This window comes from Shimia sp. MIT910701, assembly GCF_047126315.1.
In the GTDB taxonomy this organism is placed as follows: Bacteria; Pseudomonadota; Alphaproteobacteria; order Rhodobacterales; family Rhodobacteraceae; genus Shimia.
Genome location: NZ_CP138953.1, coordinates 1,015,280 through 1,036,192 on the forward strand (window position 1 = coordinate 1,015,280; position 20,913 = coordinate 1,036,192).

The following is a 20,913-nucleotide window of genomic DNA, read 5'->3' on the forward strand; positions in this document are numbered from 1 at the left end:
AAATTATGGAGTCGCGGTGAGATCCTGTCCAGAGAAAGAGCGACAGCGGGTTGGGAAAAAGCGACGCAGAGGAACCGCAATCTTGGTGGTAGAATCAAAGGGGAACATGCTAGATTTCGTCTTATGCCTGTGGATAACCCCAATATAAGCTCCGAAAACGCTCCTTCCTTGCCTGTTATTCGGCAACTGGACGACGCTGCGATCAACCGAATTGCTGCCGGTGAGGTGGTCGAACGTCCAGCTTCTGCGGTGAAAGAACTGGTGGAAAACGCCATTGATGCGGGCAGTCGGCGGATTGAAATTGCCTATGCTGACGGCGGCAAGACGCTGATCCGCATCACCGATGATGGCTGTGGCATCACCGAGGAACAACTGCCGTTGGCGCTGTCGCGCCATGCGACGTCCAAGATTGATGGCACGGACCTGCTGGATATTCACACCTTTGGCTTTCGCGGAGAGGCGTTGCCTAGCTTGGGCGCGGTAGGACGGTTGAGCATCACCAGCCGGGTTGGCAAAGCGTCTGCGGCGCAGATTTCTGTGGAAGGTGGCGCGATGAGCGCGGTGAAACCGGCGGCACTGTCCGGCGGCACCATCGTGGAATTACGTGATCTGTTTTACGCCACGCCGGCGCGGTTGAAATTTATGCGGTCCGATCGGGCGGAGGCGCAGGCGATTACCGATGTGGTCAAGCGTCTGGCGATGGCGGAGCCGTTTGTAGGCTTCACATTGCGCGATGTGACCGGCGGGGGCGAAGGCCGCGTGACCTTCCGCGTGGAGGCCGAAAACGGCGACCTGTTTGACGCGCTGCATGGCCGGTTGGCGCGGATATTGGGCAAGGAGTTTGCCGAAAACGCACTGAAGATTGATGCGGAGCGGGAGGGGCTGCGGCTGATTGGTTATGCGGCGCTGCCAACTTATTCGCGCGGGTCGTCGGTGGCGCAGTATCTGTTTGTGAACGGGCGTCCGGTGAAGGACAAACTGCTCGTCGGCGCGCTGCGCGGGGCGTATTTTGACTACCTGAGCCGGGATCGCCATCCGGCGGCGGCGCTGTTCATTGATTGTGATCCACATCTGGTGGATGTGAACGTGCACCCGGCCAAATCTGAGGTGCGGTTCCGTGATCCGGGGCTGGCGCGCGGGCTGATTGTGTCGAGCTTGCGCCATGCCTTGGCGGAAGCAGGCCACCGTGCGTCGACCACGGTGGCAAACTCGACGTTGGATGCTTTCAAACCGGAACCGCTCGGCCACATGGGCGCTTTGGGGGCGACGCCTAGCGCGCCCGCGGGTCCCGCTCGGGTTTACCAAATGGATCGGCCAAGTTTGGGCGCCCGCACAGCAGCCTATCAGGCGCAGGCGCCATTGCCGCAAGAGCCGGGGTTTGCGGATTTGACCGAGGCCTATTCCGCGCGGGTGGAACCGGTGGAGACCGAGGTTGCACAGGAGGTGCCTGCCGAAGGGCTGCCGCTGGGCGCGGCGCGGGCGCAGGTGCATGAGAATTACATCGTGGCGCAGACCGAGACCGGCATGGTGATTGTCGATCAGCACGCGGCACATGAGCGGCTGGTTTACGAGAAACTCAAACGTCAGATGGCGGAGAACGGCGTGGCGGCGCAGGCCTTGTTAATTCCCGAGATTGTTGAACTCTCGGAAGGCGACTGCGCGCGGATCATGACCGTGGCCGACGAACTGTCCAAGCTGGGGCTGACGATTGAGGCTTTTGGCGGCGGCGCGGTGGCGGTGCGCGAAACCCCTGCGCTCTTGGGCGAGGTGAATGCGCGGGCCATGGTGCTTGATATTCTCGATGAGCTGGATGATGCGGGCGAAAGCATGTTGGTGCAGGCCAAGCTGGAGGCGATCCTCAGTCGTGTGGCCTGTCATGGCTCGATCCGCTCGGGGCGGCGGATGCGGGGCGAAGAGATGAACGCGCTGCTGCGGGAGATGGAGGCGACGCCGCATTCCGGGCAATGCAACCACGGGCGGCCAACCTATGTGGAATTGAAACTGGCCGATATTGAGCGGCTGTTTGGACGGACGTGATGGAAGGTATGGACGAAGCGATGGCCAATATGGAAGCCATGGCGCTTTATGCGGCGGCTGGGATTGGCTTTGCAGTTCTGGTGCTGTTTTTGCTGCTGCGCGGGGCGGGGCAGAAGCGGGCAGAGCGGACCGAAGCGGTGATTGCCCAGCACATGGGGCAGATGGCGCAGCGGGTCGATCAATTGGCCACTGGGCAGGCCCATTTGGATGGTAACCTGCAGGCGCAGGCGCAGTCTCAGGGGCAGATCGCCACGCTGATGGAGCAGCGGCTGGGCGAGGTGCAGGTCAATATGCACGAAAACCTCGCCAAGGTGCAGCGCAGCACCGGTGAGAACCTCGCCAGCATGCAGCAGAAGATGACAGACACATTGGCGACGCAGCAGCTTCAGATGCAGGAAAACCTCGCCAATATGCAGATGCGCACCGGGCATGCATTGAATGAGATGCAGGAGAAGTTAAACGCGTCTTTGAGCGGCAACGCCAAGCAGACGGCCACCTCATTGACGCAGTTGCAGGAACGTCTGCAGACCATCGACAAGGCGCAGGAAAACATCACGCGGTTGAGTGGTGATGTGCTGAGCCTACAGGATATCTTGAGCAACAAGCAAACCCGCGGGGCTTTTGGGGAAATTCAGCTCCATGATATTGTGTCCAAAGCGCTGCCGTCTGACAGCTATGCGCTGCAACACACGCTGTCTAACGGCAAACGCGCCGACTGTCTGATCCACCTGCCCAACCCGCCGGGCCCAATTGTGATCGACAGCAAGTTCCCGCTGGAGGCTTATGAGATGCTGCGCACTGCCGAAACTCAGGCGCAGCTGAATGAGGCGGCGCGCATGCTGCGCACCTCGGTGAAGAAACACATTAAGGACATCTCAGAGAAATACATCATCGAAGGCGAGACTGCCGATGGCGCGCTGATGTTCTTGCCCTCCGAAGCGGTCTACGCCGAGCTGCACGCGAACTTCCCGGAGCTGGTGCGGGAGGGCTTTGCGGCGCGGGTGTGGATTGTCTCGCCGACCACCTGCATGGCGACTCTCAACACTATGCGCGCGATCCTGAAAGACGCGCGGATGCGGGAGCAGGCCGGGGCGATCCGTAAGGAGCTTGGTATGCTTTACTCTGACGTTGAAAGGCTGGGCACGCGGGTGGAAAATCTGGATCGTCACTTTGGCCAGGCAGCCAAAGACATCAGTGAGATCAAGATCAGCGCGGACAAAGCGGGGCGCCGGGCGCGGCGGCTCGACAACTTCGATTTCGAAGAACTTGCGCAGACCGATGATGACAAAGTTGTGCCGCTGACCAAGCCAGACAGCTAAGCCTCTTCTCATTCGTCAAATATCCCGGGGTCCGGGGCAGCGCCCCGGTGGTCAGAAACAGTTTGCGCCATGTCAAAGACGTGGGGCATGCTGGGGGTGACACTGGGCCAAACCAAATTGGAGGCGCGAAAAATGCTTGAGATTTCTGCATGGAAGGTGGCGCAGGTTGTGCTGATGTCCCGGGAACTGGACCGGGCCGAGGGAGAGCTGCGTGCGTTTATTGATCGGCTGAATGAAGACGAACAGGCCAGCCTGGTGGCGGTGATGTGGATCGGACGCGACAGCTTTATGGCCGATGATCTGGAAGAGGCGATCATGACCGCCAAAACCGAGAACACCGTGCCAACCGCTGACTACCTGTTGGGTTCGCCGCATCTGTCAGATCATCTGGAAAACGGCATGGAAGCGCTGGGCATTTCTCTGTCTGATGAAGAGGACGATCTGGTCCGCCGGGGCTGATTTATCGGCACAAATTGGCTGGTTGGCCCACAGGTTTTGCGATTTTACGCCAACAGATTTGGGATCCGCGCCATGCTTTGGCGCGGGTCTTTACGTTTGGAAAGTGCCTTCTTATGTGCGCCTCGAGAGGGAGGGCTGACGCGCCTGCGCGCCGCCCGATCCACTACATGATCCACTGACGCTGCGCCTGTTTTTAAGAAACATCCGCACCCTGCATTTTGCGGGCGGTGCCCTTTTGTCTTGTGTCTGAACCTTGCAACCCATGGGGCGGCGTTGGGAGGTCTGTCGTGCAGAAGGAGGTCGCCCATGTCCAGTTTCTGGGGTCGTTTTGACGACAATCACCGCAAAGACAAAGAGATCGAGCCTACCGATGATCCGGCCAAGGAGATCACCTTTGTGCCCAAAGGTGAGGATGGCGATCTGGTGCTGGAGAACGATGGCAAGAAAGTCGATCCGGACACGGCGGTGGAGATCGACGGCGAGGAATATGATTTTCGTTTTGAGATGACCGGTACAGTGCCCAAAGACGACGACATTCCCGAGCAGTTCTGGGGACAGGAGATGGCGGTGATCACCATCATGGATTACCCCGAGCCCGGCGAGTCCACCCGCGTGTTCTTCTTCCCGGAGATGGATGTCGACGAAGACGACATGAACGAGTTTGACGATGACGATTTTGATCTGAAAAAACCGGATCGCACGCCGGAGGATATTCCGGTGTGTTTCCTGCCGGGCACCATGATTGCCACCCCAGACAGCCTGCGCGCAGTGGAAAGCTTGCAACCGGGTGATTTTGTCTGTGTTGCAAAAGGCAAACCGGCCAAGGTGTTTTGGGTGGCAAAAAGCCATTTTTCCTATGCGGAGATGTTGCAGAACGCAGGTCTGCGCCCGGTGTGCATTGATGCGGGTAGCCTTGCGCCGGGGATGCCTGCGCAGGATTTGTGGGTCTCGCAACAGCACCGCATTGCGCTGCGGGGCTGGCAGGTGGAGATGCTGTCCGCATCTGAGGCGGCTTTTGCGCATGCCAAACATCTTGCGCCGCAGCCGGGCATTCCGGGGCGCGAGTGGCGCGACGGGGTGGACTATGTGCACTTGATGTTTGATCGCCATCACATTGTGGAGGCCAATGGGGCCGAAGCGGAGAGTCTGTTTCTGGGCGATCAGGCGTTGGACAGCTTGGATGTGGAAGCGCGGGCCGAGTTGGATCAGCTTTTGGAGGCGAAGCCGTGGTTGAAGCCACGTTTTGCCCAGACCGCTTTGCCAACGATGAAGGCGCATGAGGCGCAGACATGGCGCAAGATGGCAGAAGGGCGTCCGGTGTTTCGCGATTTGGTGCGCGTGGCGGCCTGAGCTCAGGCCGATGGCATCAGCCAGGCGGCGAGGTAGGTTTCCAGCCGTTCGCGCGGGGCGACGGAGTTGTGCAGGCTGCAAAACATCAGCGATATCGCTTGTACCATAAAGGCTTGCACGCCTTCGGCCTGAAGTTCGGCGGAGATGTCTTTGCGGAAGGGGCGGTCCCAGAGCCATTTGGTCACCACCTCGGCGTGGCGGCCAAAGGTCATGGCAATGGGGCCAATGTCTGCGTTGGCCGCCGCGCCGGAGTGGCGCAGAATCACGTCAAAGACATAGCGCTCGCAGGTCATGAAGGTGATCAGAGGCATCATGGCGTCGGCCATCTCTGCAATGGACGTCGGCGCGTCCAGCGCGTCTATGCCATCCAGATGACGGTCGATTTCCGCGCCGATCAGTTGGTCCATCAGCGCGTCTTTGTCTTTGAAATGAGAGAAAAACGTGCCTTTGGCGACGCCTGCGCGCAAGACCACTTCCTCCACCCGCATGGCTTCATACCCGCTTTCTGAAACCACCGCTTGGGCGGCGTCTAAAAGCTTGGCGCGGGTTTTTAGGGTGCGTTGTTGAACTGCTTTGGCCATGGCCTGTTTTGACATGAATTTTGACCGTGGTCAAATTTGTAATTGACCGCGGTCATTTTTGTGTGCGATGAAATTGACCGTGGTCAATATTTGGAGATTCGCAATGACACAGAAACGGATTTTTATCTTGAACGGACACCCGGCGGCGGAGTCGCTGACAGGGAGTTTGGCTGACAGCTATGCCAATGCGGCGCGCAAGGCCGGGCATCAGGTGCGCATGACAAATCTGCATGATCTGCAGTTTGATCCGGATTATGGCTTTGGCGGCTATGTGAACCAAAAACCGCTGGAGCCGGAGTTGGAGCAGGTGTTGCAGGATCTGGAATGGGCCGAGCATGTGGTGGTCGCGACCCCAATGTGGTGGGGCGGATTGCCGGCAAAGCTGAAAGGTTTGTTTGACCGTGCTCTGTTGCCTGGCCGCGCCTTTGACACGCGCAATACCACCAAGCTGGGCCTGCCGGCGCCTTTGCTGACCGACAAGACTGGGCATGTTCTGGTTCTGTCAGACACGCCGGGTTTCCTGTTCCGCCTGTTCTATCGCAACGCGCTGATCGTGCAGATTCAGAAGCAAATTCTGGAGTTTGTCGGCATCAAACCGGTGAAGGTGACGCAGTTCAACGGCACCAGCCATCCCAAGGCGGGCGCGGTTGAGAAATGGCTGGCCAAAGCGGCCCGGATTGGCGCGCAGGCGGTGTGAGCGATGTCAGCTGTGGCGTGAGACTCGTGTGGTCAACACGCCCGCCGCCATCAGGCAGCCGCCGCCCGCACGATTGAGGCTGCGCATGGCGCGCGGGTGTTGAAACAGCCCGCGTAGCCCATCTGCGCAGAGCAGCCAGAACACGGTGTTGAGCGTGGCGACACCCACAAAGGTGGCGATCAGGATCGCGAATTGCGGCAGCACCGGCTGCGACAGGGTCACAAACTGTGGCACAAAGGCGATGTAAAACGCCGGGCCTTTGGGGTTGAGCGCGCTGATCAGGAAAGACTGCCAGAACAAGGGCCTGAGCGGTTTTTGATCTACTTCGTTTGAGCCAATGCTCTCGGCGGGTGCGCGCCAGAGGCTGATGCCGAGCCAGACCAGATACACCGCGCCAATGAGCTTCATCAGCGTAAAAAGCGTGGTGGAGGCCGAAAGCACCGCGCCTGCGCCCATAAGGGACACAGACATGCCGACAAAGGCCCCTGCAGAAATGCCGGGAATGGTGGCGAGGCCTGAGCGTTTGCCAGAGCGCACCGCGTGATTGATTGTCAGAACAATGTTGGGTCCAGGGATCAGCACAACCAGCGCGCTGGCCAATACAAAGGCAATCCAGGTTTCCAATGACATGTCGCGCTCCTCACCTTCGGGTTGTGGCGCAGACTTTCGCAGTCAGATGGGAATGGCAAGGGGATTTGAGAGAGGGGCGCAGCCCAAGAAGTACGGGCTGCGCCGGAGTGTTAAAAGATCAAGCGGTGTGATCGACGATCTGCATGTGTTGCGCCAGTGTGCCAATGTGGTCGAGCCACTCGGAGAACAGCGCTTCTTCAGACGGCGCCGCGTGCACGCCGGGGGCAATCTTGCCGTCCAGCACGGCCTCAATGGCGAGGGACACAGGGATCGACACGAGACGCGCCATGGCGGTGCCGCGTGCGTCACCCCAGGCGTCCATGGCGTAGGTTTTGTGGTAGACCTCGGCGCCGTCTTTTTCGGCTTTGAGGCCGACACAGAGGATCACGCGGTCCGGCTCGCCTTCGTCATAGGAGTTTTCGTCCCAGAACTGGTCGGACATTTCTTTGAGACGCGCGTCGCCTTCGGGGCCGGAAAGCGTTTCGATTTCGTGGAAAACGTCGGACCACGCCTCGGCCCAGCCGTTCAGGCGCAAAGTGCCGCGTACAAAGGTGTCAACCTTCCAGGCTGGGTCAAATTTGTAGTCTTCCATGAAGGGAATGCTGTCGCGGTTCGGGTAGACCTCGAAGGTTTCTGCCTCCGCCAGCGGCGCCTCATAACTGCTGATCGCGTCCCAAGGACGGTTCACGTCCAGAGGTTTGCCGTCGCGGATCGAGCGGGAGGGCGAGCGCAGGGCTTTGAGCACGCCAAGCGGGGACCAGCTGAATTTGTAGCGGAACGGGTTGGCATGTTTGGGCACGCCGCCGCAGTAGCTGATGAAGCTGAGGGTGTTGTCTGTGTCATAGGCGGCGGAGGCGCGGTAGTCGGCCACCAGAGCATGCGCCATCAGGTGGTCGATGCCCGGGTCCAGGCCCACTTCGTTCACGCAGGCGATGCCGGCCTCTTTGGCCTTGGCATCGAGTGCCTTCATTTCTGGCGCGATGTAGGAGGAGCTGACAAAGTTCGCACCTTTCTCGATGCACAATTCGGCCAGCGGCACGTGCCAGTCGCCCGGCAGCATGGAGACAACAACGTCGCCAGACTCAAGCACAGCTCCTAGCGCTGCGATGTCGAAGGCGCGGATGTCTTTGGTCAGATCGCCGACGGCCTCTTGTGCTTTTTCAACGGTTCGGTTCCAGACGGTGACCGCGCGGCCGCCTTCGATCAGGCGGCGTAGGCCGGGAATGGCCGAGAGGCCGGTGCCACACCAGTGGATTGTCATGTCTCTTCTCCCCTCAGAGATTTTTGGAATGGGTGATGAAGTCGGCCTCGGCGCGGGTCCAGACACCGTCGCTGAGGTCATCGAGTTTCATCAAAGTGTCGAGCAGCTGCGCGGCGTAGTCTTCCGAGCTTTCCACCGGCAGCATGGATGGCAGGTTGTCGATCGCCATGACGTCCAGCACTGGGGCCTCGGCCACGCGCAGGGCGGGGGCCTCCCATGTGGTGGCGCGGTCATAAATCGGCACCGGGTTGTAGTCGCTGTCGGGATCGCAAGCCACGTCGCCAATGGCGGTCAGTTTGCGGTCGGCCGTAAGGGCCTCTTTTGGCACAAATACGGGCGTGCCGGGGCGGGCAAAGATGCAGTTCAGGAACAGGTCATGGTGCAAGATTTCCGGGAACGGGCCGCCAGAGGCGGTTTCCGCCATGTCCCATTTGGTGACGGTGCAGCCCATGGCTTCGAGCAGGTCGGCAGCGCCGGTGCCAACGCGCCCCAGCGCGCCAATCACGATGGCAGAGGGGCGGTCTTTGGACAGCGCGTCGAGTTCTGCGCCAAGGTCTGCCAGCAGGGCGTCTTTGCCTGCGTAGACGCCCACCGGAGCGCAGAGCTCCCCGCGTTGTTGGGCAGCCCAGGATTTTAGGGTCACGGCAGACCCGGCATAGCCCGCCCAATAGCCAAAGGCGGCAACGCGGCGGCCGGTGTCGTCCACCAGATATTCGAGATCATACAGCGTGCCGCCACCTTCTTTGAAGCGCTTGAGCAGGGCCACGCCAGAATGCTGGCCTTTGAAGGCGTGGCCAAACATGATGTGGCGGTGTGGCAGAGGCGTGCCGTCTTCGGGCAGTTCTTTGAGGCCAAAGATGATGGCGTCGCGGGGCGCGTCCGGCCAGCTGTTTTCCGCGGCGATGTCACACCCTGCGGCTTTGTAGCCGTCAATCGGAATGGCCCGCACCGAGCTTTCCTCCACGGTGACGCGGATGCCCTTGTCCAGCAGTGCTTTTGCACCTTCGGGTGTTAGCCCCACCCGCTCCTCATTTGGCCGCTGTTCGGCCCGTACCCAAAGATGAGTCATCTTGGCTCCCCTCATATTCGCATTTCCATAGATCAGCCCCTTGCGACGATGGCAAGAGCCGCGCCGCTGCGTCTTTTGCGCGGCAGGTCCCGCCACGCTCTGCCTCCATCTTCTCCTTCTCCAAATATCCCGGGGGAGTCGCCGCATGCGGCGATGGGGGCAGCGCCCCCCTTGCGCAGGTTTTCGACTGGCACCGAGAGGGGCGGCATGGCACAACGGGGCCAAAGCAGAACAAAACGGGAGCGCGCCATGAGTGTTGGAGAGGGTTTTGGCAAAGGATGTCACCTGCATCTGATCGATGGGTCGGCCTTTATCTTTCGGGCCTATCACGCGCTGCCGCCGTTGACGCGGAAGTCAGACGGCTTGCCTGTGGGGGCCGTGGCGGGGTTCTGCAACATGTTGCAGCGTTATGTGGAGGACAATTCCGGGCCAGATGCGCCCACCCATGTGGCAGTGATTTTTGATTACTCCGGCAAGTCGTTTCGCAATGAGATGTATGATCAATACAAGGCGAACCGTCCGCCTGCGCCGGAAGACTTGGTGCCGCAGTTTCCGCTGACGCGGGAGGCCACCAAAGCCTTCAACATTGCCTGCAAAGAGGTCGAAGGCTTTGAGGCAGATGACATCATCGCCACGCTCGCTTGTCAGGCGCGGGACGCCGGTGGGCGCTGTACCATTATCAGTTCAGACAAGGATCTGATGCAGCTGGTCGGCGACGGCGTGGAAATGCTCGATGCGATGAAAAACAAGCGCATTGACCGCGACGGGGTGCATGAAAAATTTGGCGTTGGGCCGGAGCGTGTGGTGGACGTGCAGGCGCTGGCCGGTGACAGCGTGGACAACGTGCCGGGCGCACCGGGCATTGGCATCAAGACTGCGGCCTTGTTGATCAACGAATATGGCGATCTGGAAAGCCTGCTGGACCGGGCGGAAGAAATCAAACAGCCCAAACGTCGCCAGACGCTGATCGAAAAACGCGACCAGATTGAGCTGTCCAAACGATTGGTGCAGCTGGACTGCGAGATGGAGCTGGACTTCACGCTGGACGATCTGGAAGTGCGCGACCCGGAACCGGAAGCGTTGTTGGGTTTCCTGGCGGAGATGGAGTTCCGCACACAGATCAAACGGGCGGCGGACAAGCTGGGCGTGGAAGCGCCGACCATTCCGGAGCCTGTCGCGAGTGCCGCGGATGAGGTGCCTGCGCAGGATGATGTGCCGTTTGACGCGTCCAAATACGAATGGGTGAAAGACCGCGCGGCGCTGGACCGCTGGATCGCCGCCATAATGAAACGTGGCTATGTGGCGGTGGACACGGAAACCAACTCGCTCAATGAGATGGTCGCGGAGCTTGCGGGGATCTGTTTGAGTGTGGAGCCGGGTGAGGCCTGCTACATCCCGGTGGGGCATAAGAAGGGCGCCAGCGACGACCTGTTTGGGGGCGATGAGCTGCAAGAGGGGCAGATGCCGCTCAATGAGGTTTTGGACGCGCTGAAGCCGGTGTTGGAAGATCCGGCTGTGCTGAAGATCTTCCAGAACGCCAAATATGACTGCAAGGTGTTTGCCAATTACAACATCACCGTGGCGCCGATTGATGACACCATGCTGCTGTCTTATGCGCTGCACGCGGGTGAGCACAATCACGGCATGGATGCGCTGTCCGAGCGCTATCTGAGTCACCAACCGGTGCCGATTAAGTCATTGATTGGCAGTGGCAAGAGCATGATCACCTTTGACAAGGTGCCAATTGAGGACGCGCTGCCTTATGCGGCGGAAGATGCCGACATCACGCTGCGCTTGTGGCAGCTGTTCAAGCCAAAGCTGCACCGGCGGCAGGTGACTTCGGTTTATGAAACACTGGAGCGTCCACTGGTGCCGGTGTTGGCGCAGATGGAACGGCATGGCGTCAAAGTGGATCGCGACACGCTCTCGCGGATGTCCAATGCCTTTGCGCAGAAAATGGCCGCGCTTGAGGCGGAGATTCACGAACTGGCAGGGGGCACGTTTAACGTGGGGTCCCCCAAGCAGCTGGGTGAAATCCTGTTTGATAAGCTGGAGCTGCCGGGCGGCAAGAAGGGTAAGACCGGGGCCTATGCCACGGGTGTGGACGTGCTGGAGGATCTGGCCACTGAACACGCTCTGCCGGGGCTGGTGCTGGATTGGCGGCAGTTGAGCAAGCTGAAGTCGACCTATACCGACGCGTTGCAGACGCACATCAACGCGGACACAGGGCGGGTGCACACGTCTTATGTGCAGACCGGGGCCAACACCGGGCGTTTGGCCTCCACCGATCCAAACCTGCAGAACATTCCGGTGCGCTCCGAGGAAGGGCGGCGCATTCGCGAGGCCTTTGTGGCGGAGGAAGGCAAGACGCTGATTTCGCTCGACTACTCGCAAGTGGAATTACGCATTCTCGCGCATATTGCCGAGATTGATGCCCTCAAAGCGGCGTTCCGCGATGGGCACGACATCCACGCCATGACCGCGTCCGAGGTGTTTGATGTGCCGATGGAAGAGATGACCAGCGAGGTGCGCAGCCGTGCCAAGGCGATCAACTTTGGTGTGATCTATGGCATTTCCGGCTTTGGTCTGGCGCGCAATCTGCGCATTCCGCGCGGCGAGGCGCAGGACTTCATCAACCGCTATTTTGAGCGCTTCCCGGGCATTCGGACCTATATGGATCAGACCAAGGCGTTTGCCAAAGAGCACGGCTATGTGCAGACGCTGTTTGGCCGTAAAATCCACACGCCGGAGATCAACGCCAAGGGGCCACGCGCCAGCTTTGCCTATCGCGCGGCGATCAATGCGCCGATCCAAGGCACGGCGGCGGACATCATCCGGCGCGCAATGATCCGTATGCCGGAGGCGATCAAGGAGCTGCCTGCGAAAATGCTTCTGCAGGTGCATGACGAATTGATCTTTGAAGTCGAGGATGCGGCGGTTGACGAAACCATCGAGGTCGCCCGCGACGTGATGCAGCGGGCCACGGAGCCTGCCATCAAGCTGGACGTGCCATTGACAGTGGATGCGGGGCGTGGGGCCAATTGGGCCGAGGCGCATTAAGGTGGTTAGTTCGGGCTGCAAGCCCGGACCGCGCCCGACCCTCCCCACGGGAGGGCGCTTTCAGCCCCCACCCAGGCTCGGGCGCGATCCTTATGAAAGCCAGCCCAAGCCTTGTTCGGTGCGTTTGGCTGGATTGTATTCGGCGCTGACGGCACCGGTGTAGCCGGTTTCATCCAGCATCTCGAAGAACGCCGGATAGTCGAAGTGTTTTGACTTCACCGGCTCTTTGCGGTCTGGCAACCCGCCGATCTGAATGTGGCGCACGCGGTCCTTATGTTTGTCCCAGCAGCCCAGCACGTCGCCGTGGATTTTATGGGCGTGATAGGTATCAAACTGCAGCGCCAGATTGGGGGCGTTGACCTCGTCCAAAATCTCCGCCGCCAGATCGAAGTTGTTCAGAAAGTACCCCGGCATATCGACATCGTTGATCGGCTCGATGGTGAGCTGCTGTTTGGGGGCGAAGGCGCAGGCCCATTTCAGGTTTTCGACAAAAGTGGCGCGGGCGTCATCACCTGACGCAACGCCCGCCATGATGTGCACGATGCGGGCGCGCAGCATGTCGGCGTAGCGCAGAGTGCGCCGGAAATCGCGTTGAAAACGGTCCTCTAAACCGGGCACAGCGGCAAAGCCACGGTCGCCGCCGGTGTAGTTGGGCGGCGGGCAGTTTATCAGCTCCAGCGAGAGGCCGTTGCGCAGTAAAGCCCGCTGGGTTTCCGGCGCGGGAGTCTCATAGGGGAAGAGGATTTCCACCGCCTCAAAGCCTGCCTCGGCGGCGGCCTCGTAACGGTCCAACTCCGGAAATTCGGCAAACAACATGGTCAGGTTGGCGGCAAATCTGGGCATCGGTGTCTCCTCTGGCGAGGGTTATTCCAGCTTTGCCGCGCGCGGAACAGTCTGAAATTCCGCAAGTTTGAACGGTTTGGCGGAAGTTTGCCTTAGTCCAGCGCCTCTGATGGCAGGAAGGGGAAAAACACGCCGGAAGACATCACGCCAAACATGCTTTGGCCGTTGACGTCCTGATGCGTGCCCAGCTCCACAAGGCGATAAAACGCCTTGCGGGTGATGCGGGCTTCGAGGTTGGCGCGGACAGTGACGTAGGGGGCAGGTTGGTCCGTTTCCGGGTCGATGTCGACGCGGATTGGATTGTCCGGCCCCGCTGTGGCAAGGTCGCCGACGTGGGTCTCGAAGGTCAGAACTTGGGTGTCATCCTCGCCCATCACCTCGAAATCTTCGGTCACAAAGGGCGCGTCTTCGACCGTGATGCCGACCTTTTCGACGGGCGTGACGAGCACGTATTTGTCGCCATCCTTACGCAGGATGTTGGAGAACATTTTCACCATGGCGGGGCGATTGATTGGGCTGCCTTCGTAAAACCAAGTGCCATCGCGGGCGATGCGCATGTCCAGATCGCCGCAAAAAGGCGGGTTCCACAGGTGCACAGGTGCCGGGCCGCGCGCTTTCACGGCGGCGGTGGCGGAGGCGGCGATGGTGTCTGCGTTCACTTTCACAGGAAATTGTTCCCTCATTGCTTTTGCCATTTCATCTGAGCGCGTTACTGTCAACGTAAGCAGGTAGAGTTACGGGAGACACAGTATGGCGGATGTGGACAACCTTGTCGCAGAGATTGAAGAGCTGGGCGGCAAATTGGCGGAGGCCAAGGCGGCGATCACCAAGCGCTTTATCGGACAAGAACAGGTTGTTGATCTGACGCTTTCGGCCTTGCTCTGTGGGGGGCATGCGCTGCTGATCGGCCTGCCGGGCCTGGGCAAAACCCGCCTTGTGGACACGCTGTCGACTGTGATGGGGCTTAATGGCAACCGGGTGCAGTTCACCCCGGATTTGATGCCCGCCGATATTCTCGGTTCTGAGGTTTTGGAGAAAGGCAAAGGCGGCACGCGGGAGTTCCGATTCGTGCCGGGGCCGATTTTTTGTCAGCTGTTGATGGCGGATGAAATCAACCGCGCCAGCCCGCGGACGCAATCCGCGCTGTTGCAGGCGATGCAGGAGAAACAGGTGACGGTGGCCGGGGCGGATCGCCCGCTGGATGCGCCGTTCCATGTGCTCGCAACGCAAAACCCGATTGAACAGGAAGGCACCTATCCGTTGCCGGAGGCGCAATTGGACCGGTTCTTGGTGCAGATTGATGTGCCATATCCGGATCGTGACACGGAGCGCGATATTCTTTTGGCCACCACCGGTGTGGAAGAGGAAGAGGCCCATGCGGTGTTTACCGCAGAGGAGTTGATCGCGGCGCAAACGCTGCTGCGGCGTATGCCGGTTGGCGAAAGCGTGATGGAGCTGATCCTGGATCTGGTGCGGGCGTGCCGTCCGGATGACGAGACGGCGACCGAGGCGGTGCGTGAAAATGTGGCCTGGGGGCCGGGACCCCGCGCGGCGCAGGCCTTGATGATGACGGTGCGGGCGCAGGCGTTGTTGCAAGGGCGGCTCGCGCCCAATGCGCAGGACGTGATTGACATGGCCGGTCCGGTGTTGAGCCACCGGATGGCGCTGACCTTTGCGGCACGGGCGCGGGGCGAGAACCTTGCGTGGCTGATTGCCGAAACGGTGTCGCGATTTGACAATGTTGGAGCCGCCGCGTGAGTGCAGCGCCCTATCTGCGCAGTCAGGCTGAGGCGGAGGCCGCCAGCCTACCGCCCCTGTTGGCACATGCGGAGCATTTGGCGGGCACGGTGTTGCTCGGCGAGCATGGGCGGCGGCGCGCAGGCATGGGCGATGATTTCTGGCAGTACCGGCCGGTGCAGCCTGGCGACAGCCTGCGCATGATTGACTGGCGGCGGTCGGCCAAATCGGATGCGCAGTTTGTGCGGCAGCGCGAATGGCAGGTGGCCCAGTCGGTGATGATGTGGGTCGATACGGCCCCGTCGATGTTGTTTGCCAGCGATAAGGAAACACCGCAGAAGGCGGATCGGGCGCGGCTTTTGGCCTTGGCCTTGGCGATCCTGCTCATTCGCAGCGGCGAACGGGTCGGGTTGACCGGCACGGATTTGCCGCCCCGTCGGGGAGAGGCGCAGATTTTGCGGCTGGCGGAGATGTTTTTGCGCGACGATGTCGGTGGCGAGACGCCGGACTATGGCACGCCAGAGTCGCGGGCCATGCTGCCACATGCGCGGGCGGTGTTTGTCTCTGACTTCATGGGGGATTTTGACGCGGTGCAAGCGGCGCTGACCAAAGCGGCGGATCGTGGGGTCATGGGGGCGTGTTTGCAGGTGCTGGACCCGGCAGAAGAGGATTTTCCCTATAAGGGCCGGGCGATTTTTGAGAGCATGGGCGGCAGTCTGAGCCACGATACCAAGAAAGCGGATGATCTGCGGCCGCGGTATCTGGAGCGGTTGGCAGAACGGCAGGCGGCTTTGAAAGACCTATGTCGTGCTACCGGCTGGCTCTATGGCCATCACAGCACGGGGCAACCCGCGCAGGCGGCGTTGTTGTGGTTGCATCGGGCATTGGAGCGGCGCGGATGATCTTTGGCTTGCCCATAGGATTTACCGCCCCTTGGGTGCTGGTGGCACTGATCGCGCTGCCGGTGCTGTGGTTGATTTTGCGGGCGATTCCGCCGGCGCCAATCCGGCGGCGGTTTCCCGGCGTGGTGCTGCTGCTTGGGCTGAGCGACGAGGACACGGTCACGGATCGCACGCCGTGGTGGTTGTTGTTGCTGCGGATGCTGGCGGTAGCGGCGGTGATTGTCGGGCTGGCGGGGCCGGTGCTGAACCCACAAACTCGCGAGGCTGGTAGCGGGCCGCTGTTGATTTTGATGGACGGCAGTTGGGCCTCGGCACCGGATTGGGACGCGCGGCGGGATATGGTCACAGCGCTGCTGGATGAAGCGGCGCGGGATGGGCGCGTGGCAGCGGTGCAGCGGTTGAGCGCGCCGGAGCCGCTGTTGTTCCTGCAGGCGGATGCGTGGAAGTCGCGCATGGCGGGCGTGGTGCCGATGGCCTGGGCGGCGGATGAAGCGGCGATGGCCGCGTTTGCCGAGACGTTTGCGGCTGCGGATGGGTTTGACACGGTGTGGCTGTCAGACGGTGTGGCCCGCGAAGGTCGCGATGATTTGCTGGCGGCGTTGCAGGACAAGGGCGCGGTGCGGGTGGTGCAGACCGGGCGCGGGGCCATGGCGTTGATGCCGCCCAGTTATGAAGACGGCAAACTGGTGATGACCGCGCAGCGCAGCGAGGTGGCGATTGCGCAGGAGGTCACGGCACTGGCGATCGGCACCGATCCCGGTGGCACGGAACAGGTTTTGGCAAGCTTGCCGCTGGTGTTTGAAGAAGGCGCGCAGTCGAGCGAGAACGCGCTTGTCTTGCCAAGCGAGCTGCGCGCGCGGTTGACGCGGTTTGAGATTGCGGGGGTGCGTTCGGCGGGGGCAGTTGCGCTCAGTGATGACAGCCTGCGGCGGCGCGAGGTGGCGCTCATTGCCGGGCGGGAAGACCGCGAGGGGCTGCAGCTGTTGTCGCCGTTGCACTATCTGCGACAGGCCTTGGTGCCGACGGCGGATGTGATCGAAGGCGCGTTGAGTGACATTCTGCCCGCCAATCCTGACGTGATTGTTTTGGCCGATGTGGCGGTGTTGTCTGAGGGCGAGACCGCGGCGATGATTGAGTGGCTCGAAAACGGCGGGCTGCTGTTGCGCTTTGCCGGGCCGCGTTTGGCGGCGAGTGAGATCAGCCGCACCGAGGAAGACCCGTTGTTGCCAGTGCGCCTGCGTGCGGGTGGCAGAAGTGTCGGCGGCGCGATGAGTTGGGGCGAGCCTAAGTCGCTGGCGCCGTTTGATGTGGAGAGCCCGTTTTATGGCTTGCCGGTACCCGATGAGGTGACCGTGACGGCGCAGGTGATGGCGCAACCGGACCCAACTTTGGCGGAGCGGGTGATTGCCAGCCTGAGTGATGGCACGCCGCTGGTGACGCGTAAGGCTGTGGGGCAGGGGCAGGTGGTGCTGGTGCATGTGACCGCCAATGCGGAGTGGTCCGGGTTGCCTTTGTCGGGTCTGTTTGTGCAGATGCTGGACCGTTTAGCGGTGCTGAGTGCGGTGGGGGACGAGGCCGAGGCGCGCTTGGCGGGCACCACTTGGCAGCCGCTGAAAGTGCTGGATGGATTTGGACGCTTGGAAGATGCACAGACCCTGCCCGGCGTGGCGGGCGAGACCTTGGCAGAGGGGCGCGTGGGGCCAGACTTGCAGCCCGGGTTGTACCGGGATGGGGAGAAGGTGTTGGCGCTGCATGTGATGGCGCGTGACACAGAGCTGGCGCCTGCAACTTGGCCAGTAACCGTGCCGGTAGAAGGGCTGCGCGGGGCGGTGACGACGGATCTGTCGGGCTATTTCCTTGCGGCGGCTTTGGTGATTTTGGCGCTGGATGTGCTGGCGTCTTTGTTTGTGTCCGGGCGGCTTTGGGGCGCGCGGTTGGCGGCTGTGGCCTTGGCGCTGATGTTGCCAGCAGCAGACGGCTTTGCGCAGGAAGTGTCCGCCACGGCCAGCCATGCGCAGGAGGTGGTGTTGGGCCATGTGCGTACCGGCAATCGTGAGGTCGATGACATCGCGCTGGCGGGGCTGCGGGGGTTGAGCAATGTGCTTTACTTCCGCACGTCGGTGGAGCCTGCGGACCCGGTGACAGTGGATCTGGAGACCGATGAGCTGGCGTTTTATCCGTTTCTCTACTGGCCGATCACGCCGGATCAGCCCACCCCGTCGCAAGAGGCCTATGGCAAGCTCAACGCCTATCTGCGCAGTGGCGGTATGATCCTGTTTGACACGCGCGACAGCGATGTGGCGCGGTTTGGCGCGAGCAGCCCAACGGGGCGGAAGTTGCAGAGGCTTGCGGCTGGTTTGGACATTCCGCCGCTTGACCCGCTGCCGGAGGATCATGTGCTGACGCGGACGTTTTACCTGCTGCAGGATTTTCCGGGGCGCTACATGAGCCGTGATGTCTGGGTTGAGGCGGCGCCTGCGGATGCGGAAAAGATTGAAGGCATGCCGTTTCGCAATCTGAATGACGGGGTTACACCGGTGGTGATTGGCGGCAATGATTGGGGTGCGGCCTGGGCGGTGGACACACGTGGCAACACGTTGTTCCCGGTGGGCCGCGGTCGAGCGGGTGAGCGGCAGCGGGAGCTGGCCTATCGCTTTGGAGTGAACCTGATCATGCATGTGCTGACCGGGAACTATAAGAGCGATCAGGTGCATGTGCCTGCGTTGCTGGATCGGTTGGGCCAATGACGGGCGTGGTGTTTGATCCGATTGTGCCGCTGTGGCTTTTGGCGGTTTTGGCGGTGCTGAGCACGGTGGCCATTTCGGTGGCGCTGTGGCGCGGCTTGGCCGGATGGGCTTGGCGTGGGGCGGCGGGTCTGGTGATTTTGGCAGCTTTGGCGGGGCCGGTGTTGCAGACCGAAAACCGCGCGGCGCTGAGTGATATTGTTCTGATGCTGGTGGATGGCTCTGCCAGCCAGCGGTTGAGTGATCGCGAGGCGCAGACCGAAGACGCGGCGGCGGCTTTGGAGGCACGCCTGGCGGCGCGGGACAACACCGAAGTGCGCCGGATTGATGTGGGCGATGCGGATGGTGACGGCGGCACGGAGTTGATGGCGGCGCTGTCTGAGGCTTTGGCGCAGGAGCCGCGTGGGCGGATTGCCGGTATTGTGGCCTTGAGTGACGGGCAGGTGCATGACATGGATCGCGCACCCGACCTGCCGGCGCCGTTTCATTTGCTACAATCCGGGCGTGAAGGCGATTGGGATCGGCGGTTGAGCATCAAAAACGCCCCCGCCTTTGCCATTCTGGGTGAGCCGGTGACGCTGACCCTGCGGATTGAGGACACTGGCGCAGCACCCACCGATACCGACCGTGTGGAGGTGGATATTTCCATTGATGGCGACGATCCGCAGCGGTTCTCTGTGCCGTTGGATCGTGACATTGATCTGCCGGTGACGTTGTCCCATGGTGGCCGCAATGTGATCCAGTTTTCGGTGCCGATGGCTGACGGAGAGCTGACCGATCGCAACAACGCCGCGCTGGTGCAGATCAACGGCGTGCGGGATCGGTTGCGCGTATTGTTGGTGTCCGGTGAGCCACATCCAGGCGGGCGGACTTGGCGCAACCTGCTGAAGTCGGACGCCAGTGTGGATCTGGTGCATTTCACCATTTTGCGTCCCCCGGAGAAGCAAGACGGCGTGCCGGTGAGCGAGTTGTCGTTGATTGCCTTCCCAACGCGGGAGTTGTTTTTGGAGAAGGTTGAGGATTTCGACCTGATCATCTTTGACCGCTATCAACGGCGCGGGATTTTGCCGTCTCTGTATCTGGAAAACGTGGCGGATTACGTGCGTAAAGGTGGGGCGGTGCTTGTCGCGGCGGGGCCGGATTATGCCTCGGCTGATAGTATTTTTCGCTCGCCATTGGCCGAAGTGCTGCCCGCCAGCCCAACGGCGCGGGTTGTGGATGAGGCCTACGCGCCAACCGTGTCAGAGCTTGGGGCGCGCCATCCGGTGACGGCGGGCTTGCCGGAGCAAGAGACCTGGGGGCGCTGGCTGCGGCAGATTGAGGTGACGCCGGATGCGGGCGATGTGTTGATGACCGGTAGTGAGGATCGGCCGCTATTGGTGCTCAATCGGGTGGAAGAGGGGCGCGTGGCGCTTTTGGCTTCCGATCACGCCTGGCTTTGGGCGCGAGGCTATGAAGGTGGCGGCCCGCAGTTGGAGCTGTTGCGGCGGTTGGCGCATTGGATGATGGGCGAGCCGGAGCTGGAAGAAGAGGCGCTTTGGGCCGAGCCCACGGGGCAGACGCTGCGGATTGTGCGTCGCAGTCTGGAAGAGGCCGTGGGACCGCTGACCATTACCACGCCAAGCGGCGAGACGGTCACGCTGGAGATGCGCGAGGGCGCGCCGGGGCAGTTTGAAACTACCTTTGAAGGGCTGGAGATGGGGCTTTATCGCCTTGCTCAGGATGACATGGAAACCGTTGTGGGGCTTGGTCCTGCGGCACCGCGGGAGTTTGAGACCACCATCGCAAGCGCGGAAGCGTTGACGCCGCTACTGGAGGCAACGCGAGGTGGGGTGTTGAGGCTGGAAGACGGCGTGCCGGGCGTGCGCAATGTGCGCGAAGGCCGCCCAGCGGCGGGGCGCAATTGGATTGGCCTGACACCAAGGGAGGCATTTGAGACGCTGGACGTGGCGCGGGCGCCGCTGTTGCCGGGCTGGTTGGTGCTGCTTTTGGCGTCCGGGTTTATCCTGATGGGGTGGCTGCGCGAAGGTCGGCGGTAGGGTTCCCCTGCTTCTTCTTGCCCCAAATATCCCGGGGGAGTCGCCCGTCAGGGCGGCGGGGGTTGGCCCCCATTTCTCCACCGGCGGGCGCTTTCCACCCCAGCTACCCCAAAAACCGGTTCCTTCGCGGCAGCCTGCGCGGTAGAACGCCTGTAATTGAGGCCGACCTACCTATTGGAGCAAGT

16 protein-coding genes are annotated in these 20,913 nt (G+C 61.3%); 10 read left to right on the top strand and 6 right to left on the bottom strand.

From position 1 onward, the window contains the following. Positions 1 to 123: 123 nt before the first annotated feature. The 4 genes from mutL to SIB38_RS04835 all read left to right on the top strand — a co-directional run bounded on the left by mutL (position 124) and on the right by SIB38_RS04835 (position 5,165). The gene (gene mutL, locus SIB38_RS04820) at positions 124 to 2,037 is read left to right on the top strand and encodes a DNA mismatch repair endonuclease MutL (protein WP_294116570.1); all 1,914 of its coding nucleotides are present in this window, start codon (positions 124 to 126) and stop codon (positions 2,035 to 2,037) included. Next, positions 2,037 to 3,356 (top strand): DNA recombination protein RmuC, encoded by a 1,320-nt coding sequence (locus tag SIB38_RS04825; protein WP_412551528.1) that lies wholly within the window; start codon positions 2,037 to 2,039, stop codon positions 3,354 to 3,356. Before mutL ends, SIB38_RS04825 begins: the two co-directional genes overlap by 1 nt. Before the next feature lie 132 nt (positions 3,357 to 3,488). Then, entirely contained in the window at positions 3,489 to 3,815 is a 327-nt protein-coding gene (locus SIB38_RS04830; protein ID WP_168590677.1) for a DUF3775 domain-containing protein, read from the top strand. A 306-nt stretch (positions 3,816 to 4,121) separates the two neighbouring features. Beyond that, on the top strand, positions 4,122 to 5,165 hold the full coding sequence (locus tag SIB38_RS04835) for a Hint domain-containing protein (protein WP_412551529.1): 1,044 nt from the start codon (positions 4,122 to 4,124) through the stop codon (positions 5,163 to 5,165). Between the two features lie 2 nt (positions 5,166 to 5,167). Here the strand turns inward: SIB38_RS04835 and SIB38_RS04840 are convergent, their stop codons facing one another. Then, a complete protein-coding gene (locus SIB38_RS04840; RefSeq protein WP_294116567.1) occupies positions 5,168 to 5,746 on the bottom strand; it encodes a TetR/AcrR family transcriptional regulator in 579 nt (192 codons plus the stop codon). A gap of 103 nt (positions 5,747 to 5,849) precedes the next feature. Here SIB38_RS04840 and SIB38_RS04845 point away from each other — a divergent pair, with 103 nt between their 5' ends. Continuing rightward, on the top strand, positions 5,850 to 6,443 hold the full coding sequence (locus SIB38_RS04845; protein ID WP_294116566.1) for an NAD(P)H-dependent oxidoreductase: 594 nt from the start codon (positions 5,850 to 5,852) through the stop codon (positions 6,441 to 6,443). A 6-nt stretch (positions 6,444 to 6,449) separates the two neighbouring features. Here the strand turns inward: SIB38_RS04845 and SIB38_RS04850 are convergent, their stop codons facing one another. The 3 genes from SIB38_RS04850 to SIB38_RS04860 form a co-directional block, all read right to left on the bottom strand. After that, a complete protein-coding gene (locus SIB38_RS04850) occupies positions 6,450 to 7,073 on the bottom strand; it encodes a LysE family translocator (RefSeq protein ID WP_294116564.1) in 624 nt (207 codons plus the stop codon). Between the two features lie 118 nt (positions 7,074 to 7,191). Further along, positions 7,192 to 8,334, bottom strand: a complete 1,143-nt coding sequence (locus tag SIB38_RS04855) for a saccharopine dehydrogenase family protein (protein WP_294116563.1) — start codon at positions 8,332 to 8,334, stop codon at positions 7,192 to 7,194. A 13-nt stretch (positions 8,335 to 8,347) separates the two neighbouring features. Then, the gene (locus tag SIB38_RS04860; protein ID WP_412551530.1) at positions 8,348 to 9,403 is read right to left on the bottom strand and encodes a saccharopine dehydrogenase; all 1,056 of its coding nucleotides are present in this window, start codon (positions 9,401 to 9,403) and stop codon (positions 8,348 to 8,350) included. A gap of 249 nt (positions 9,404 to 9,652) precedes the next feature. Here SIB38_RS04860 and polA point away from each other — a divergent pair, with 249 nt between their 5' ends. After that, positions 9,653 to 12,463 (top strand): DNA polymerase I, encoded by a 2,811-nt coding sequence (polA, locus tag SIB38_RS04865; RefSeq protein ID WP_294116560.1) that lies wholly within the window; start codon positions 9,653 to 9,655, stop codon positions 12,461 to 12,463. A gap of 90 nt (positions 12,464 to 12,553) precedes the next feature. On the opposite strand, the gene SIB38_RS04870 is transcribed toward polA, so the two are convergent. Further along, complete coding sequence (locus tag SIB38_RS04870; protein ID WP_294116559.1) at positions 12,554 to 13,306, bottom strand: hydroxypyruvate isomerase family protein; 753 nt, start codon at positions 13,304 to 13,306, stop codon at positions 12,554 to 12,556. A gap of 92 nt (positions 13,307 to 13,398) precedes the next feature. Then, the gene (locus tag SIB38_RS04875) at positions 13,399 to 13,989 is read right to left on the bottom strand and encodes a DUF1285 domain-containing protein (RefSeq protein WP_294116558.1); all 591 of its coding nucleotides are present in this window, start codon (positions 13,987 to 13,989) and stop codon (positions 13,399 to 13,401) included. Between the two features lie 67 nt (positions 13,990 to 14,056). Here SIB38_RS04875 and SIB38_RS04880 point away from each other — a divergent pair, with 67 nt between their 5' ends. From SIB38_RS04880 to SIB38_RS04895, 4 genes are read left to right on the top strand one after another with little or no spacing between them, the layout of a single operon-like run. Further along, entirely contained in the window at positions 14,057 to 15,064 is a 1,008-nt protein-coding gene (locus SIB38_RS04880) for an AAA family ATPase (RefSeq protein ID WP_412551531.1), read from the top strand. After that, the gene (locus tag SIB38_RS04885) at positions 15,061 to 15,945 is read left to right on the top strand and encodes a DUF58 domain-containing protein (RefSeq protein ID WP_294116556.1); all 885 of its coding nucleotides are present in this window, start codon (positions 15,061 to 15,063) and stop codon (positions 15,943 to 15,945) included. The genes SIB38_RS04880 and SIB38_RS04885 overlap by 4 nt, the downstream gene beginning before the upstream one ends. Further along, entirely contained in the window at positions 15,942 to 18,692 is a 2,751-nt protein-coding gene (locus tag SIB38_RS04890; protein ID WP_294116555.1) for a DUF4159 domain-containing protein, read from the top strand. The genes SIB38_RS04885 and SIB38_RS04890 overlap by 4 nt, the downstream gene beginning before the upstream one ends. Beyond that, positions 18,689 to 20,728: a hypothetical protein gene (locus tag SIB38_RS04895; RefSeq protein WP_294116554.1), complete on the top strand. Its 2,040-nt coding sequence runs from the start codon at positions 18,689 to 18,691 to the stop codon at positions 20,726 to 20,728. Before SIB38_RS04890 ends, SIB38_RS04895 begins: the two co-directional genes overlap by 4 nt. Positions 20,729 to 20,913: the final 185 nt, after the last annotated feature.